This window comes from Pseudomonas sp. FSL R10-0399 (assembly GCF_009600165.1).
Taxonomy (GTDB): domain Bacteria; phylum Pseudomonadota; class Gammaproteobacteria; order Pseudomonadales; family Pseudomonadaceae; genus Aquipseudomonas; species Aquipseudomonas helleri.
Window position 1 is genome coordinate 1 of the sequence record NZ_WIWK01000013.1, and the last position, 15,626, is coordinate 15,626.

The following is a 15,626-nucleotide window of genomic DNA, read 5'->3' on the forward strand; positions in this document are numbered from 1 at the left end:
ACGCCTGGGCTGGCTCGAAGACACCCCGGCAGGCGTGGTTGGCGACTGGTGCGGCCTGGGCACGCGCTACGAGCAGCTGCCCAGCGCACGCAAACGGGCTGCCCTGCCCTTTTCATCGGTAACGGCCAACACCCTCGCTATCAGCCTTAGCGACGATCCCTTTGGCACAGTGGCAGCTACTGAGCGCCTACTAAGCCATTTCAGCGCCAGCCCGCGTACGCACTTGCGCATAGACCCCCAAGAAATCGGCGAGGCGGCCATTGGGCATTTCGCGTTTTTTCATAGCCGTTTTCAGTCCACGTTGTGGCCGATTGCGTTGCAATGGTTGCGACAAGGGGAATTGGCGGCGGGGATGCCGGGGCGGGTGCGTTCCTTTAAAGCGCCCTCACCCTAGCCCTCTCCCGGAGGGAGAAGGAACTGATTGGGGGATGCTGAAGGCTTTCTGCACGCTGACGGTACTGCACTGAATCTGAAAACAACTCGGTAAAGCTCCTTCTCCCTCCGGGAGAGGGTTGGGGTGAGGGGCTTTTGGGCCTATTGCCAATAGCGGGTGTGAACGTTAGAGTCCGCTGCGTCGCGGTCAATCCCGTGGCCGGGTGTAGGAACCCGATAAAAGTTGGCGCGTAGCGCCCAAGACTGTATCTCCGGCGTTTTTTTATGCCTGAGATAACGCTCTATGGCAGCTGTGTGCGGGCAGACTTCGGTCTGGCCGGGTGCCAACTTTCCCGGAATTCCTACCCCGCACATGGCTGCCACCCAATCCCGTAGGAAGGATCGTGTCAGCTCTTACTCAAAAAGTTGGAGAAATACATGACCCAATCCCACACCACCGCCCTCGCTTTCCATGAAACCGGTCCCGACCATTTGCTATTCAGCGTCACGCCCGACATCCCCGCTGCCGATGCGTTGCACAGCGCCTCAGAACTGCTGTCTGCCGCCGCTCACTCACTGGACGCCGTAGCCACCGGCACCGCCCTGATCGACGCCCATCAAGCCTTCCTGCTGTGCCACGCCCTGCGCGCGGCCAAAGCGACGGTCGACTCGCTGATCCCTGACGCGTAAACACCTGCCTTGCCTCTGCGAGCGAATCCCAAGATCAAAAGATCGCGAGACAAGCTCGCTCCTACAGAGTGTCGCCAATCCAATATTTTCACCGTCAAATCAGAGAGATATCCCACAAAAAACCAGCAGCTAATACGAATTGGCAGTGACATCCTCATTGGCTCTTTAGGTCAATGCGCGGCAATAACAATGAATCCTCCGCTACCTGTCCCTTGCGACTCCGATTTAGCGCCCTTGCTGGGTTCTTTGGGTGAACTGATTCGCCAGGCACGGCAAAAGGCCCTGACACTCGGGTTTGGCAAAGGCTTTGACGAACGCAACTTGCGTCACATGCGCGGCTTCTATCAAGGATTTCCAATTTGGAACGCAGTGCGTACCGAATTGAGCTGGACCCATTACCGCACCCTGTTACGCGTTGAATAAAAGCCCACGCGAATTTGTGCGCGACCCGGTACTGCTGGAGTTTTTGGGCATGCCCACACTTAGCGCAACACTGTTCACTTAAGCGATTTCTACCTCTGTGGGAGCGGGCTTGCTCGCGATGATCGTTAACGATGACGCGTCTTTTGCGACTGGATGAGGCGCTCCGAAGACCATCGCGAGCAAGCCCGCTCCCACTTTAAGAGTGTTGCTAACGAACTTTTTGAAACCGACCGCGAGCAAGCGCTGATCGAGGCCTCTGGCGCTTAAACCTCACCGGGCAAAACACCCGTCGGGCTTGTATACCCGTGCCGTCGACGGCGGGTTGTTTGCGAGTTTGCTCGCGGGACGGCGCGGGCGCGGCAACAGCTCGCCTTCACAGTTAGGGCAGATGCCTCCCAGTTTCTGTTCAACGCACGCCGCACAAAACGTGCATTCGAACGAGCAAATCCGTGCTTGAGCGGAGTCTGGCGGCAGGTCGAAATCACAACATTCGCAACTGGGGCGTAGTTCGAGCATGAGTACCTCTCTGTCGACAAAAAAAACGTTCCTGTGTGCAGTTAAGACGCTTCCTACAAAAAACCAACTGCTAACCTGCTAGCTAAATAATTGCACTTTTTACACACGGCGCATTCAAACAGACATGAGCGCCTATTCATAAGCGCACACAGAGAGCCCCGTAACACCGCATGCCACATGACACGCTTACCCCATCACTGCCTTCGGTTTTGGCCGAGTTACGTTCTGGTACTCACACCCTGCATGTCGCCCTGGAGAAGCGCTTGCCGTTTTTCTCGGACAGCCTTGATACGGGGCTCTACACACGTTTACTGGCAGCCTATTACGGGTTTTATCAGGCGATAGAAGACGCACTCTCACACAGTGCATGGATCCCGCCGGGCTTTGATCTGCACGCCAGGCTCAAGACCCCCGCTCTGGAGCAAGACCTCCAGGCCTTGAACATCAACCCTGGCACCCTGGCACAGTGCCCTACCCTGCCGGCCATGAACAGCCAAGGCAGCGTACTCGGGGTGTTGTATGTGCTTGAAGGGGCAACTTTGGGCGGCAATGTGTTGCGTAAACGAATCGCTGAACACCTGGGCCTGGACGCCCACAACGGGTGCGCTTTTCTTTACGTGTATGGCGAAGCCACTGGCCGCCAGTGGAAGTCTTTTCTGGATTTTCTGAGCAGCGTTCCGCTGGACGCCCAAGGATGCGATGAAGCCGTCAACGCTGCCTGTTCCACTTTTAGCTGTTTCGAGCGCTGGCTCGAACGCCAGGAGGTGTTGTTATGACCCCACTCGATACGCAAACCTTTGAAACCCTGTTGGCCAATTGCGCCGACGAGCCGATTCGCTTTCCGGGCGCCATTCAGCCCCACGGCCTGTTGCTGACCCTGTCCGAGCCGGACCTGCACATCCAGCAGATCAGCGCCAACGTCGAAAACCTGTTCGGCCTGGCACCGGCTGCGCTGTTGGATCAGCCACTGGCGACCCTGACCGGCCCGCACGCGTCGACCATCGTCGAGCAAGCGGCGCAGTTCGCCGGGCAGGTCGATGTGCCGCCCCTGGAGCTGACTCTGCAAGGCATTGCCTACGAAGGTCTGCTGCACAGAGACAACGGCCTGCTGATTCTGGAGCTTGAACTTAAGCCCGATCAGGCTGAGCTGGTGGGCACCATGGCCAAGATCCGCAACCTGAGCCGCGTGCTGCAAAGCCTGCAAGCCGCCAAGACGCTGCCTGCGCTGTACGACATTTGCGTCAAGGAGATCCAGGCACTGACCGGGTATGACCGGGTGCTGATTTATCGCTTCCAGGAAGAGGGCCACGGCCAGGTGATTGCCGAGGCCTCGTCGCCGTCGATGGAGCTGTTCAAGGGCATGTTCTTTCCGGCCTCGGACATTCCGGAACAGGCGCGCGAGCTGTACCGCACGCACTGGTTGCGCATTATCCCGAATGCCGACTACACGCCGGTTGAGCTGGTGCCCCGGCTGCGCCCCGACACGCAGCAGCCGCTGGACCTCAGCGGGGCGACGTTGCGCAGTGTGTCGCCGATTCACTGCCAGTACATGAAGAACATGGGCGTGTTGTCGTCCATGAGCATCTCACTCATGGATGGCGACCGCTTGTGGGGCCTGATCAGTTGCGGCCACCGCACGCCGCTGCATGTGCCGCACGAGCTGCGCATGGCCTGCCAGACCATCGGCCAGGTGCTGTCGCTGCAAATCAGCGCCTTGCAGACCCTGGAGATCAGCCGCCAGCGTGAAGCCAAAATGGACGCCTTGGTGCGCCTCAACAGCGCAATGGTGCAAGGTCCGGAAAACGTCTTCGACGGCCTGGCGCAAGAACACGCCTTGCTCATGGACCTGACGCAGGCCAGCGGCGTGGCCATTCTTGAAGACAACGTACTGCACCGCTATGGCCAATGCCCCAAGCCCGAGCAGATTCGTGAGCTGTACCAGTGGTTCAAGCAAAACGATGCGCCCGTGTTCTCCACCCATAACTTGTCAGCGCTGTTCGCACCTGCGGCGGCGTACAAGGACATTGCCAGCGGCCTGTTGGCCATGAGCCTGCCCAAGCCCGTGGACAATGGCGTGCTGTGGTTTCGCACCGAGGTCAAAGAGAGCATTCCCTGGAGCGGCGACCCGAGAAAGCCGCTCAATCTGGAGTCGAGCGAGACCGGTTTGCGCCTGAGCCCGCGGACTTCGTTCGAGCTGTGGAAAGTCGAGATGGACGGCATTTCGACCAAATGGAGCCACGGTGACCTGTTCGCCGCCAATGACTTGAGGCGCTCGGCGCTGGAAAACGACCTGGCCCGCCAGGTGCGTCGCGAGCAGCAGGCGGTGCGGGCACGGGACGAGTTGGTGGCTGTGGTGTCCCACGACTTGCGCAACCCCATGACGATCATTTCGATGCTCTGCGGGATGATGCAAAAGACCTTCAGCAGCGACGGCTCGCACGCGTCCAGACGCATCACCACGGCCATCGACACCATGCAGCAGGCCAGCAGCCGCATGAACATCTTGCTGGAAGACTTGCTCGACACCTCCAAGATCGAAGCGGGCCGCTACACGATCTCGGCGCAGTCTCTGGACGTGACGCAGATTTTTGAAGAGGCCCTGTCGCTGCTGATGCCGCTGGCGAGCGAAAAGCAGGTAGAGCTGACCTTTCACGCCGAGCCCGACCTGCAGATTCACGCCGACCCTGAGCGCTTGTTCCAGGTGCTGTCCAACCTGATCAGCAACGCGATCAAGTTCACCCCGGCCGACGGCAAAATCGTGGTGGCGGCCATGTCCAACGGCGATGACATCGTGTTCAGCGTGCGTGACTCCGGCAAAGGCATCCCCGCCGAACAACTGCCGCATATCTTCGACCGTTACTGGACGGCCAAAGAAGGCAACGCTTCGGGCACTGGCCTTGGGCTGTACATCTCACAGGGCATCATCAAGGCCCACGGTGGCCAGTTGCTGGCCGAGAGTACGCCGGGCGAAGGCAGCGAGTTCCGCTTTACGGTGCCTAAAATCAGCTGATCGCCCACGGTTGTAACGCCCACAAAAAAGGCCGCCATCGCGAACGATGGCGGCCTTTTGCTGGACTCAACGTTGAGGGCCGTCCTGGCCTCAGTTAAGTACCGATGCCCCCGCTTTCTCTGCACTGCGACGACGTGTGACCAACAGACCCGCCGCCACCACCAAAATGCTCAACAGGCCGGTGGCCATGATTTCAGCCTGATGCTCTGGCTGAAACAGCATGATGGTCAAAATGGCCACAATAAACACGATCACCGCCCAGGTCAGGCCCGGGAACAGCCACATTTTGAACTCGATTTTCTCGCCCTTTTCGGTGCGCTTTTTGCGCATGCGCAGTTGCGATACCGCGATCACCAGGTACACCAGCAGCGCGATGGCGCCGGAGCTGGCGAGCAGGAATTCAAACACCGCAGCAGGCGCCACGTAGTTGGCAAACACGGCCACGAAAGCTGCGCCGGTGGACATCATGACAGCCCAGTAAGGCGTGCCGCTGGCGTTGGTGCGCTTGGCCGCGGCCGGTGCGTCACCGCGTTTGCTCAGGGAGAAGAGCATGCGCGAAGCGGTGTAGAGCGCTGAGTTCAGGCAGCTGGTGACCGCGATCAGAACCACGATATCAACGATCAGCTTGGCATTCGGGATGCCCATGCTGACCAGCGCAGTCTGATAAGAGCCAACGCTGGCCAGGCTTGGGTCGTTCCATGGCACCAGGGCCACAACGATGAAGATCGACACCAGGTAGAACAAGCCAATCCGCCAGATCACCGAGTTGGTGGCCTTGGTGATTTGCTTGCTCGGGTCTTTGGATTCCGCCGCCGCGATGGTGACGATTTCGGTACCCATGAACGAGAACATGGTGGTCAGCATGGCGGCCAATACAGCGCCCATGCCGTTAGGCATAAAGCCGATGGTGTCGACCAGGTGCGACACACCGCTGACGCCGCTGGTAGGCAGCAGGCCGAAGATGGCCGCAAGGCCCAAGCCAATGAAGCCCACGATCGCCAGCACTTTGACCAGCGCAAACCAGAACTCGAACTCGCCGTAGTTCTTGACGCTGAACAGGTTGGTGATGGTCAGCAACAAGGTGATGACCAGGGTAAACACCCAGATCTCCACGCCCGGGAACCAGGCATGCAGGATGGTGCCGGCCGCCACCGCTTCCAGCGGGATAACCAACACCCAGAACCACCAGTACAGCCAGCCGATGGTGAAACCGGCCCAGTGCCCGATGGCACGGTCGGCGTAGGTGGAGAATGAACCGGTGTCCGGCGAGGCGACGGCCATTTCGGCCAGCATGCGCATCACCAACACCACTAACGTGCCTGCTGCGGCGTAGGCCAGCAGCACGGCAGGGCCCGCCTGGGCAATCGCGTGTCCGGAGCCGACGAACAAGCCGGCACCGATGACCCCCGCGATAGACAGCATGGTCACATGCCGTGGCTTGAGCCCTTGCTCCAGGCCGTTAGAGGTTTGTGTATTGCTCATTGGGACTACCTTTGCAGTGAAAGCCATTCCGAGCGCCGCGCTTGATTACCTTCTCGTAAAAAGTAACCAACGGGGCGTTTAGAATTATTTACGCAATAAATGAGCCAAAATGTGACAGATGCACGGTTTGTGCGGCCTGTAAGGCATTTGCGATGTGTTTGTAACCTGTTGAGCGTAATGGCTTTTTGCCTATTTGTTACCGTAACACTCAGTTACAGGGAAACTCGCGCACCAAAAAAAAGCAAATCTACCCATCTGGCCCTAAACCGGTGCGCATCTTTGACCTTTAGTAGGTTCGTGCTTCCAACACAGGGCCAAAACTGGCAACATCGCGACCTTTTTTACGCGACACCTCTCTGGCCGAACGGCAAAATACGGGGCTTGGTTGTTGTCGGCGCGACAGTCTTCTATCGCGATGCGACAAACGACCACACTCGTGCCTTTTGGGCTGGTGGTGCGGCTGGTTGCCTTGGCGACCCTATGCTAGCTTGGCCCTCGCCAGGAAGGCCGCCCAATAGCAGGATCGCACCCGAACACAATGAGGACCGCACATGGCTTTGGCCACGCCCGCGCTTGAAATCCGCAATTTGCATAAACGCTACGGCGAGCTTGAGGTACTTAAAGGTATCTCGCTGACCGCACGCGACGGCGACGTGATCTCGATCCTGGGTTCTTCCGGTTCCGGCAAGTCCACTCTGCTGCGCTGTATCAACCTGTTGGAAAACCCGCACGAGGGCCAGATCCTCGTTGCCGGTGAAGAGCTCAAACTCAAAAAAGCCAAATCGGGCGAGCTGGTTGCTGCCGATGGCAAACAAATCAACCGCATGCGCAGTGAACTGGGTTTTGTGTTTCAAAACTTTAACCTGTGGCCGCACATGACCATCCTCGACAACATCATCGAGGCGCCACGCCGCGTGCTGGGCCAGAGCAAGGCCGAAGCCATCGAAGTGGCCGAAGCGCTGCTGGCCAAGGTGGGGATTGCTGATAAACGCCATGCCTACCCGTCGGAACTGTCCGGTGGCCAGCAGCAACGTGCCGCCATCGCCCGCACGCTGGCCATGCAACCTAAAGTGATCCTGTTCGATGAGCCCACATCAGCCCTTGACCCGGAAATGGTCCAGGAAGTACTTAGTGTGATCCGCGCGCTCGCCGAAGAAGGTCGCACTATGCTCATGGTCACCCACGAAATGGGCTTTGCCCGTCAGGTGTCCAGCGAAGTCGTGTTTTTGCACCAAGGCCTGATCGAAGAGCAAGGATCGCCTGACCAGGTGTTTGATAACCCGGTCTCAGCGCGCTGCAAACAATTCATGTCCAGCAATCGCTAACGGAGCAATACGAATGCAGAACTATAAAAAACTTCTCCTGGCTGCTGCCGCCACTTTGGTGTTCAGTGCTAATGCCTTGGCTGTTGATAAGTACAAAGTCGGTATTGAGGGCGCTTACCCTCCGTTCAATAACAAGAACGCCAGTGGCGAGGTGGTCGGTTTTGACCCGGATATTGCCATGGCCCTGTGCGCGAAGATGAAAGCCGAGTGCGAGATCGTCACGTCCGATTGGGACGGCATCATCCCGGCGCTGAATGCCAAAAAGTTCGATTTCATCGTGTCGTCACTGTCGATCACTGACGAGCGCAAGCAAGCAGTCGATTTCACCGACCCGTACTACTCCAACAAACAACAGTTCATTGCTCCAAAAAAAGTTGATTTCAAAACCGACATCGCTTCACTCAAGGGCAAAGCACTAGGCACCCAGCGTTCTACCCAGGCCGCAACCTGGCTCGATGAAAAAGTGGGTTCAGATGCGAAGATTTCTTTGTATGACACCCAGGAAAACGCCTACCTTGACCTGACCTCGGGCCGTGTCGATGCATTGCTGGCTGACAAATACGCCAACTACGACTGGCTCAAAAGCGAGGCAGGCCAGCCTTATGAGTTCAAGGGTGAGCCGGTCAACGAAGACGACAAGGTCGGCATTGCTCTGCGCAAAGGCGACAACGAACTGCGCGCCAAGCTGAACCTCGCCCTCAAGGAAATCGTTGAAGACGGCACCTACAAGAAGATCAACGACAAGTACTTCCCGTTCAGCATCTACTGACCTGCCTGACCGGTGCTGCCTTGCGCAGCGCCGGTCCCTAGCAAAGCCTGCCTAACCCATGACTATCGATTTATACGGATTCGGCCCGGCGCTTGCCGCTGGCGCACTGATGACCGTCAAACTGGCACTCACTGCGCTGTGTCTGGGCCTGGTGCTCGGCCTGCTCGGTGCATTGGCCAAAACTTCGCCGTACAAGCCGCTTAAATGGCTCGGCGGCACTTATTCAACGCTGGTTCGCGGCGTGCCGGAACTGCTCTGGGTGTTGCTGATTTACTTCGGCAGCGTGAACGCAGTGCGCGGCCTCGGCGAACTGATCGGCATGCCCGACCTCACCCTCAGCGCCTTTGCGGCCGGTGTTATCGCGTTAGGCCTGTGCTTTGGCGCGTACGCGACCGAAGTGTTTCGTGGCGCCATTCTGGCCATCCCCAAAGGCCATCGCGAAGCGGGCCTGGCTCTGGGCCTGAGCAAACCGCGCATTTTCACCAAGCTGGTGCTGCCACAAATGTGGCGTATCGCCCTGCCCGGCCTGGGCAACCTGTTCATGATCCTGATGAAAGACACCGCGCTGGTCTCGGTCATCGGCCTGGAAGAAATCATGCGTCAGGCGCAAAACGCGGTGACCTTCGCCAAACACCCCTTCACCTTCTACATGGTGGCTGCCGTGATGTACCTGGGCCTGACCATCTTGGCCATGGGCACCCTGCACGTGCTTGAGAAACGCGCCGCACGCGGCTTCGTGAGGAGAACGTAATGCTGGTGTGGGAACTCTTCATCAAGTGGCTGCCCAAGCTGATTCAGGGCGCGACCCTGACGCTGGAGCTGACTGCACTGTCGGTCATCGCCGGTTTGGTCGTGGCCATTCCGCTTGGCATCGCCCGCTCCTCCAAGCTGTGGTACGTGCGCTCGCTGCCTTACGGCTATATCTTTTTCTTTCGCGGCACACCGCTGCTGATCCAGCTGTTTCTGGTGTATTACGGGCTGGGGCAATTTGAAGCGGTGCGTGAAAGCGTGTTGTGGCCTTACCTGCGCGACCCGTTCTGGTGTGCGGTGCTGACCATGACCCTGCACACGGCCGCTTATATCGCAGAAATTTTGCGGGGCGCTATTCAGGCCATTCCGCCGGGTGAAATCGAAGCGGCCCGTGCGCTGGGCATGTCACGCGGCAAAACCCTGCTGCACATCGTGCTGCCGCGTGCTGCACGCATCGGCCTGCCGGCGTACAGCAACGAGGTGATCCTGATGCTCAAGGCCAGTTCGCTGGCGAGTACCGTGACCTTGCTGGAACTGACCGGCATGACCCGCACCATCATCGCCCGCAACTACCAGACGGTGGACATGTTCCTGATCGCCGGGGTGATCTACCTGGTCATGTCGTTCGTGCTGATCCAGGGCTTCAAACTGCTGGAGCGCTGGTTGCGCGTCGATGCCTGCCAAGGCCGTTAACCTTGAGGGCGAGCAACTGCTCGCCCGCTTTGAGGCGCTGGACGCGTTTTTACGTGAGCACCAGTCGCTGTGGCGCCCACGGCCATTCACCAAGCTGAATATGCCGTGGGAAGCCCACCATCCTGAATTGTCCCGGTGGTTGCGCCAGCGCTCGTTGCACGACGCTGAAGCCAGCCACAACCTGCCTCATCAACTCAACGCCCCCGCCCCGTTCCCGACACTGGCAGCCACCGCCCTTGCATTGAGCCGCCTTGAGCGTTTACCCGTTCAGGCCCTGGCGCCAGCCGCGCCGCGCTTGCAGGTGGATGTACCGGGGCGCAAATGGCAGCAAATCGAAGCCTTTGCGCAAAGCCTGACCTTTAAGCAGACCCCCACGCATTGGCTGGACTGGTGCTCAGGCAAAGGCCATTTGGGCCGCCGCTTGATAACCGCCGAACAGCAACTGACGTGCCTGGAATACGACCCAGCGCTGGTCGAGGCCGGTTTGGCGCTCAGCCAGCGGCATCGGCTCAATGCCCGGCATGTGCAACAGGACGTGATGGCGGCACTTGAACTGCACCCCGGCATGACCCCCGTGGCCCTGCATGCTTGTGGTGATTTGCACGTGCGCCTGCTGCAACTGGCCAGCGCGGCGGGCTGTGCACAACTTGCCCTTTCGCCGTGCTGCTACAACCGCATCAGTGCGCCGCACTACACGGCGTTATCCACAACCGCCAAGGCCTCGGCTTTGCAGTTATCGCTGGAAGACCTGAGCTTGCCGATGAGCGAAACCGTGACCGCCGGCAGCCGCGTGCGGCGCCAGCGCGATGAGTCGATGGCACGGCGTTTGGGGTTTGATGGGCTGCAACGCCAATTGCGTCAGTGCGATGAATACTTATCCACACCCTCGCTGCCCAGCGCCTGGTTGAATAAGCCGTTTGCCCAATACTGCGAAGACCTCGCGGCGTTGAAAAACTTATCCACAACCGGGACAGAAGACTGGGCAGCGCTTGAAGCGGCGGGCTGGGAGCGGTTGGCGCACGTGCGCAATCTGGAGCTGGTACGCGGCCTGTTCCGTCGCCCGCTGGAACTGTGGCTGGTGCTGGACCGGGCGTTGTACCTGCAAGAGCACGGCTATGACGTGCACGTGGGCGAGTTTTGCGACAGCAGCCTGACGCCGCGCAATGTGATGGTGATTGCGCAGCGCTGTGAATAACTTGGGGTTATGCACATTTCTTGTGGGAGCGGGCTTGCTCGCGATGAAGGCAATGCGGTTTTTCAGATCAACCGCGGTGATGCCATCGCGAGCAAGCCCGCTCCCACACTAACTGCGTGTGGCCTACGAGCCGCGATACGTCGAGAAGCCGTAAGGGCTGAGCAGCAGTGGAATGTGGTAATGCTGGTCGGCGTTTTTCACTTCGAAGATCACCGGGATCTCCGGGAAGAAGGTGTCACGCCCGGCCTTTTTGAAGTACTCGCCGGTTTTGAACACCACGCGGTATTCGCCCGCTTTAAGCGTCTGCTGGGCCGGGAACAATTCGCCAATGCGACCTTGATCGTTAGTCACACCCTGGCTCAGCATCTGCCAGTTCTGGCCCACCTGCTGCTCCAGGGTGACGTGAACGCCCGGTGAAGGTAAGCCGTTCTCCAGGTTCAGTACGTGCACGCTCAGCGGGTTGCCCGCCGCCCATGCGACGCTCGAAACAGCGCTCAGGCCCAAGGCCGCCAAAGTGATTTTCAACCGTTTCATGTGTGATCCTCCGGGTTAATTGCGTTGTGTGGTCAAACCGATCTGTTGAGCAGCGCTCACCGCGCAGGCTTCGTCCTGCTCGGCGCCACCCGCCCCGGCCACGCCCATGGCGCCGACCAGTTCAGTGCCGGCAAACAGCGGCACGCCACCGCCTAACAGCAGCAGTTCAGGGATGGAGTTGAGGTTGGCGGCCTCCGGGTTGTTGCGTGCACGTTCGGCAAACAGCCGGGTCGGCGTTTTGCTCGACAGCGCGGTGTAGGCCTTACGCTGGCTGGCCAGCAGGTTGTGCGGCCCGACGTTCTCGGGGCGCAGCGCCAGCAACACGTTGCCACCGCGGTCCAGCACGTTCAGCGCCCCGTTGCAGTGTTTGAGCGCAGCAGCAGCCAGTTGCTGGGCCGTGGCCAGATCGAGGTCGGCATGGCGCGGCAAATCCGGCGCGGCCTGGGCGGCGCCAGCGGTACACAAGGCAGCCCACAACAGCACATTTTTCAGCTTCATCGACAAGCTCCTGTTCGAATGGCGCCACCTTAACCAGCGACCCCCGTCAGAACCCCGTCAGTTGGATTACAAGTTTGTAATAGGCAATAACGGCGAACACGCCTAGCCTGTTCAGACGATTGATCGAGGTGTGCGATGCGCTTGTTAGTGGTGGAAGACGAAGCCAAGACAGCTGAGTTCCTGGCCAAGGGCCTTAAGGAGTCAGGTTTTGTCGTGGATGTGGCCTTGAACGGGCTGGACGGGCGCTACCTGATTGAGCAGCAGGAATACGACCTGGTCATTCTGGACGTGATGCTACCGGGGCTTAATGGCTGGCAACTGCTGCAGTTGATTCGCCAGCGCGGCGCCACGCCGGTGCTGTTTTTAACCGCCAAAGACGCCATCGAAGACCGCGTGCGCGGCCTTGAACTGGGCGCAGACGACTACCTGCTCAAGCCGTTTGCCTTTGCCGAACTGCTGGCCCGGGTGCGCACACTGCTGCGTCGTGGCCCGATGCGTGAAGCCGAGTCGTACAGCATTGCCGACCTTGAGATCGACGTACTGCGCCGCCGCGTCAGCCGGGGCGGTCAGCGCATCAACCTGACCAACAAGGAGTTCGCGCTGTTGCAGTTGCTGGCCAGCCGTCAGGGCGAAGTGTTGTCGCGCACCTTGATTGCCTCGCAGGTGTGGAACCTGAACTTCGACAGCGACACCAACATGGTCGAGGTCGCCGTGCGCCGGTTGCGCGCCAAGGTCGACGACCCGTACATGCCAAAACTTATCCACACCGTGCGCGGCGTCGGCTATCAGCTGGAAGCGCCCGATGAATAGGTCCATCGCCTGGCGGCTGGCCTTGGCCATTGCGCTGACGTGCGCGCTGGTGCTCAGCGTAATCGGTGTGTTCCTGTACCGGTCACTGGCCTCGGAACTGAGCTTTCGCGATGACATGGCGCTGCTCGGTCGCCTTGAGCGCATGCGCGCCCTGCTGCATGACAGCGACAGCCTCGAAGCCCTGCAAGAGCGCCCCCGGCTGTATCAAAACATGCTGGGCAACCGTGACAGCCTGTTGCTGGTGACCCACAGCGACGGCCGCCCGGTGATCACGATCAACCCGCATCAGCAAGCGCTGCCGCCTGTGCAGCCCCTCCCTCAGGAGCGCATGCCACAGCGCAGCGACATCCAGACGGTGGGCAACCTCGACTTGCTGAGCGGCGTGGCCGACGGCCCGGCGGACGAGCGCTTGAACGTGACCGTGGGCATGCATCTGCAAGAGCGTGAGCAGATGCTCGCCAGTTACCGGCTGCGTCTGTACATGGCGGTCGGGCTGGGCGCCCTGCTCGCGTTTGGCCTGGGCTTGCTGCTGTTGCGCCGTGGCCTGAAACCGCTGCGCGAACTGGCCCAGGCCATGCGCGGCATTAACCCGCGCAGCCTTGACCAACGCATGCCGGTCGACCATGTACCCACAGAATTGAAAGAGCCGGTGCTGGCGCTCAACGCCATGCTCGCGCGCCTTGAGGACAACTTTGCGCGGCTGTCGCAGTTCTCGGCGGATCTGGCCCATGAAATCCGCACGCCGCTGCACAACCTGCTGGGCAGCAACAGCCTGGCCCTGAACCAGACGCGCAGCCCGGCGGAGTATCAGGAGGTGTTGGCGTCCAACATCGAAGAATACGAACGCCTGAACCGCATGGCCGAGAACCTGATGTTCCTGGCCCGCGCCGAGCACGGGCAACGGCCTGTGCACCTGCAAAACGTGGACCTGCGCGCGGTGGGCGACGAGCTGTGTGATTACTTTGACGCGCTGGCTGAAGACCGTGGCGTGCGCTTGGGCAATTCGCTCAGCGGGACGCTGACCGCAGACCTGCATCTGTTGCAGCGGGCCTTGAGTAACCTGCTGGCCAATGCCGTGCGGCATGCCGAGCCCGATTCGGTGATCAGGCTGGTGCAGCGTGAAGACGCCGAGTATTGCTGGATCGGCGTGCACAACATCGGCCCCGCCATCGAGCCGCAGCATGTGGGCAAAGTCTTCGATCGTTTTTACCGGGTCGACCCTTCGCGCTCGCAGCCTGGGGATTCAGGCGGGCTAGGCTTGGCGATTGTGGGGTCGATCATGCAACTGCATGGCGGCGAAGTGCGCGTGCAAAGCGACGACAGCGGGACGCTGTTTGAGCTGGGATTTGCTCGGCACATGACCAAAACCACACCTTGTGGGAGCGGGCTTGCTCGCGATGCCGGCGACTCGGTCTATCAGTAAAACCTTGTCGGTCCAATCGCGAGCAAGCCCGCTCCCACGGGTTATGTATTGTTTTCAAGCTCAGCAATGCGGTCCAGCAGCGCTTGGCGTTCGGCGCGTTCCTGGGTGATGTCGTCGATCACGCTGATCAAGTGCTCGGGGCTGTCGTCCTGGGAGTTGCGCTGCAATGAGGTGCGCACGTGGGCCCAGATGTAATGGCCGTCTTTGCACAGCAGGCGTTTTTCAAGGTCGTAGTTGCTGATTTCGCCATCCAGCAGGCGCTGCAACTGCTCAAGGTTGATTTGCAGGTCATCGGGGTGGGTGATGGCCTGAAAGGTCAGCGCCCGCAGCTCTTGTTCGCTGTAACCCAACAGCTGGCACAAGCTGTCGTTAACCCGCCGCCAGCGGCCATCAAGGTCGACGTAAGCCATGGCGCCGCACGCCAGTTCAAACAAGGCCCGAAAGGCTTCTTCGCTTTTGCGCAGCGATTGCTCGGCAGTTTTGCGCGCGGTGTTGTCCATGCTGATGCCGATCATTTTTACCGGACGCCCGGCGCTGTCGTTTAGCGGCATGGCCCGCGATGAGATCCAGCGCATCTCGCCATCCGGGCGGAAGATGCGGAAGTCGTATTCGTACGGGGTGTTGTTGGCGAAGCATTCGCGGTACAGCTCGTTCATCACCACTTCGTCTTCGGGCAGTACGTGCGGCCAGAAGTCTTCGTTGCGGTTGACCTGCCAGCCGTAGACCCGCTCGACGTTGGCCGAATAGAACACCTCGTCGGTGATGAGGTTCCATTCCCAGGTCACGATCCCGGCGTTTTCCTGGGCCAGGGTCATGCGCGCTTCGCTTTCCATGATGTCGGCGATGTACTTGCGCCGCACATCGGTCATCGGCAGTTCAACCGATGTGGTGCCCTGAAGGTCTTGCACCGCCTGTTCGCCATAGCGCAGCCACACCCAGTTGACCTTGAGCAGGTCCGCCAGTTTGCGCAAATTGCTGTAGTCGATTTCGCCACCACGGGTCCACTTGTGCACCGCCGTGCGGGAAATACCCAAGGCCGTACCGACCGCTTGCAGGGTCATTTTGTGGTGTTCGAGCAGCTCCTTCAGACGAAAGGCAAAGCTATCTTCGGTCATGACATATCCGTGATCACGTGA

The 15,626-nt window shown here is 59.7% G+C and carries 15 protein-coding genes and 2 pseudogenes; 12 read left to right on the forward strand and 5 right to left on the reverse strand.

The window, feature by feature from the left end:
- From GHO41_RS29745 to GHO41_RS05795, 3 genes and pseudogenes are all read left to right on the forward strand, one after another.
- Positions 1-394 (forward strand): annotated as a pseudogene (locus GHO41_RS29745) (alpha/beta hydrolase); the annotation flags it as partial.
- Positions 395-810: 416 nt separating this feature from the next.
- Positions 811-1,062 carry a DUF3077 domain-containing protein gene (locus tag GHO41_RS05790; RefSeq protein ID WP_153330526.1) on the forward strand — a complete coding sequence of 84 codons (252 nt, stop codon included), beginning with the start codon at positions 811-813 and terminating at the stop codon, positions 1,060-1,062.
- A 189-nt stretch (positions 1,063-1,251) separates the two neighbouring features.
- A pseudogene (locus tag GHO41_RS05795) lies at positions 1,252-1,540 on the forward strand (DUF1016 N-terminal domain-containing protein); the annotation flags it as partial.
- A gap of 215 nt (positions 1,541-1,755) precedes the next feature.
- On the opposite strand, the gene GHO41_RS05800 reads toward GHO41_RS05795, so the two are convergent.
- Complete coding sequence (locus GHO41_RS05800; protein WP_153433142.1) at positions 1,756-2,001, reverse strand: DUF1272 domain-containing protein; 246 nt, start codon at positions 1,999-2,001, stop codon at positions 1,756-1,758.
- Between the two features lie 170 nt (positions 2,002-2,171).
- On the opposite strand from GHO41_RS05800, the gene GHO41_RS05805 reads away from it, so the two are divergent.
- Positions 2,172-2,777: a biliverdin-producing heme oxygenase gene (locus GHO41_RS05805; protein ID WP_153433143.1), complete on the forward strand. Its 606-nt coding sequence runs from the start codon at positions 2,172-2,174 to the stop codon at positions 2,775-2,777.
- Entirely contained in the window at positions 2,774-5,011 is a 2,238-nt protein-coding gene (locus tag GHO41_RS05810; RefSeq protein ID WP_153433144.1) for an ATP-binding protein, read from the forward strand. Before GHO41_RS05805 ends, GHO41_RS05810 begins: the two co-directional genes overlap by 4 nt.
- Before the next feature lie 90 nt (positions 5,012-5,101).
- Here the strand turns inward: GHO41_RS05810 and gabP are convergent, their stop codons facing one another.
- Positions 5,102-6,493, reverse strand: a complete 1,392-nt coding sequence (gene gabP, locus GHO41_RS05815) for a GABA permease (protein WP_048366814.1) — start codon at positions 6,491-6,493, stop codon at positions 5,102-5,104.
- 551 nt (positions 6,494-7,044) lie between these two features.
- Here gabP and GHO41_RS05820 point away from each other — a divergent pair.
- Genes GHO41_RS05820 through GHO41_RS05840 form a run of 5 tightly spaced genes read left to right on the forward strand, consistent with a single transcriptional unit; the run spans position 7,045 to position 11,225 of the window.
- Complete coding sequence (locus GHO41_RS05820) at positions 7,045-7,818, forward strand: ABC transporter ATP-binding protein (protein WP_048366815.1); 774 nt, start codon at positions 7,045-7,047, stop codon at positions 7,816-7,818.
- A 13-nt stretch (positions 7,819-7,831) separates the two neighbouring features.
- Positions 7,832-8,587 (forward strand): ABC transporter substrate-binding protein, encoded by a 756-nt coding sequence (locus GHO41_RS05825; RefSeq protein WP_153433145.1) that lies wholly within the window; start codon positions 7,832-7,834, stop codon positions 8,585-8,587.
- A gap of 58 nt (positions 8,588-8,645) precedes the next feature.
- Positions 8,646-9,338 carry an ABC transporter permease gene (locus tag GHO41_RS05830; RefSeq protein ID WP_123751016.1) on the forward strand — a complete coding sequence of 231 codons (693 nt, stop codon included), beginning with the start codon at positions 8,646-8,648 and terminating at the stop codon, positions 9,336-9,338.
- Entirely contained in the window at positions 9,338-10,030 is a 693-nt protein-coding gene (locus GHO41_RS05835) for an ABC transporter permease (RefSeq protein ID WP_371928844.1), read from the forward strand. Before GHO41_RS05830 ends, GHO41_RS05835 begins: the two co-directional genes overlap by 1 nt.
- Entirely contained in the window at positions 10,011-11,225 is a 1,215-nt protein-coding gene (locus tag GHO41_RS05840; protein ID WP_153433146.1) for a methyltransferase, read from the forward strand. The genes GHO41_RS05835 and GHO41_RS05840 overlap by 20 nt, the downstream gene beginning before the upstream one ends.
- A gap of 123 nt (positions 11,226-11,348) precedes the next feature.
- On the opposite strand, the gene uraH is transcribed toward GHO41_RS05840, so the two are convergent.
- Both uraH and GHO41_RS05850 read right to left on the reverse strand, forming a co-directional pair.
- Positions 11,349-11,759: a hydroxyisourate hydrolase gene (uraH, locus tag GHO41_RS05845; RefSeq protein ID WP_153374477.1), complete on the reverse strand. Its 411-nt coding sequence runs from the start codon at positions 11,757-11,759 to the stop codon at positions 11,349-11,351.
- 15 nt (positions 11,760-11,774) lie between these two features.
- Entirely contained in the window at positions 11,775-12,257 is a 483-nt protein-coding gene (locus GHO41_RS05850) for a heme-binding protein (RefSeq protein WP_153330519.1), read from the reverse strand.
- Positions 12,258-12,392: 135 nt separating this feature from the next.
- On the opposite strand from GHO41_RS05850, the gene GHO41_RS05855 reads away from it, so the two are divergent.
- Positions 12,393-13,067: a heavy metal response regulator transcription factor gene (locus tag GHO41_RS05855; protein ID WP_048366822.1), complete on the forward strand. Its 675-nt coding sequence runs from the start codon at positions 12,393-12,395 to the stop codon at positions 13,065-13,067.
- On the forward strand, positions 13,060-14,490 hold the full coding sequence (locus GHO41_RS05860) for a heavy metal sensor histidine kinase (RefSeq protein ID WP_153433147.1): 1,431 nt from the start codon (positions 13,060-13,062) through the stop codon (positions 14,488-14,490). Before GHO41_RS05855 ends, GHO41_RS05860 begins: the two co-directional genes overlap by 8 nt.
- A 41-nt stretch (positions 14,491-14,531) precedes the next feature.
- Here GHO41_RS05860 and GHO41_RS05865 read toward each other — a convergent pair whose 3' ends face one another.
- Entirely contained in the window at positions 14,532-15,605 is a 1,074-nt protein-coding gene (locus tag GHO41_RS05865; RefSeq protein ID WP_123751010.1) for a PAS domain S-box protein, read from the reverse strand.
- Between the last annotated feature and the right edge of the window lie 21 nt (positions 15,606-15,626).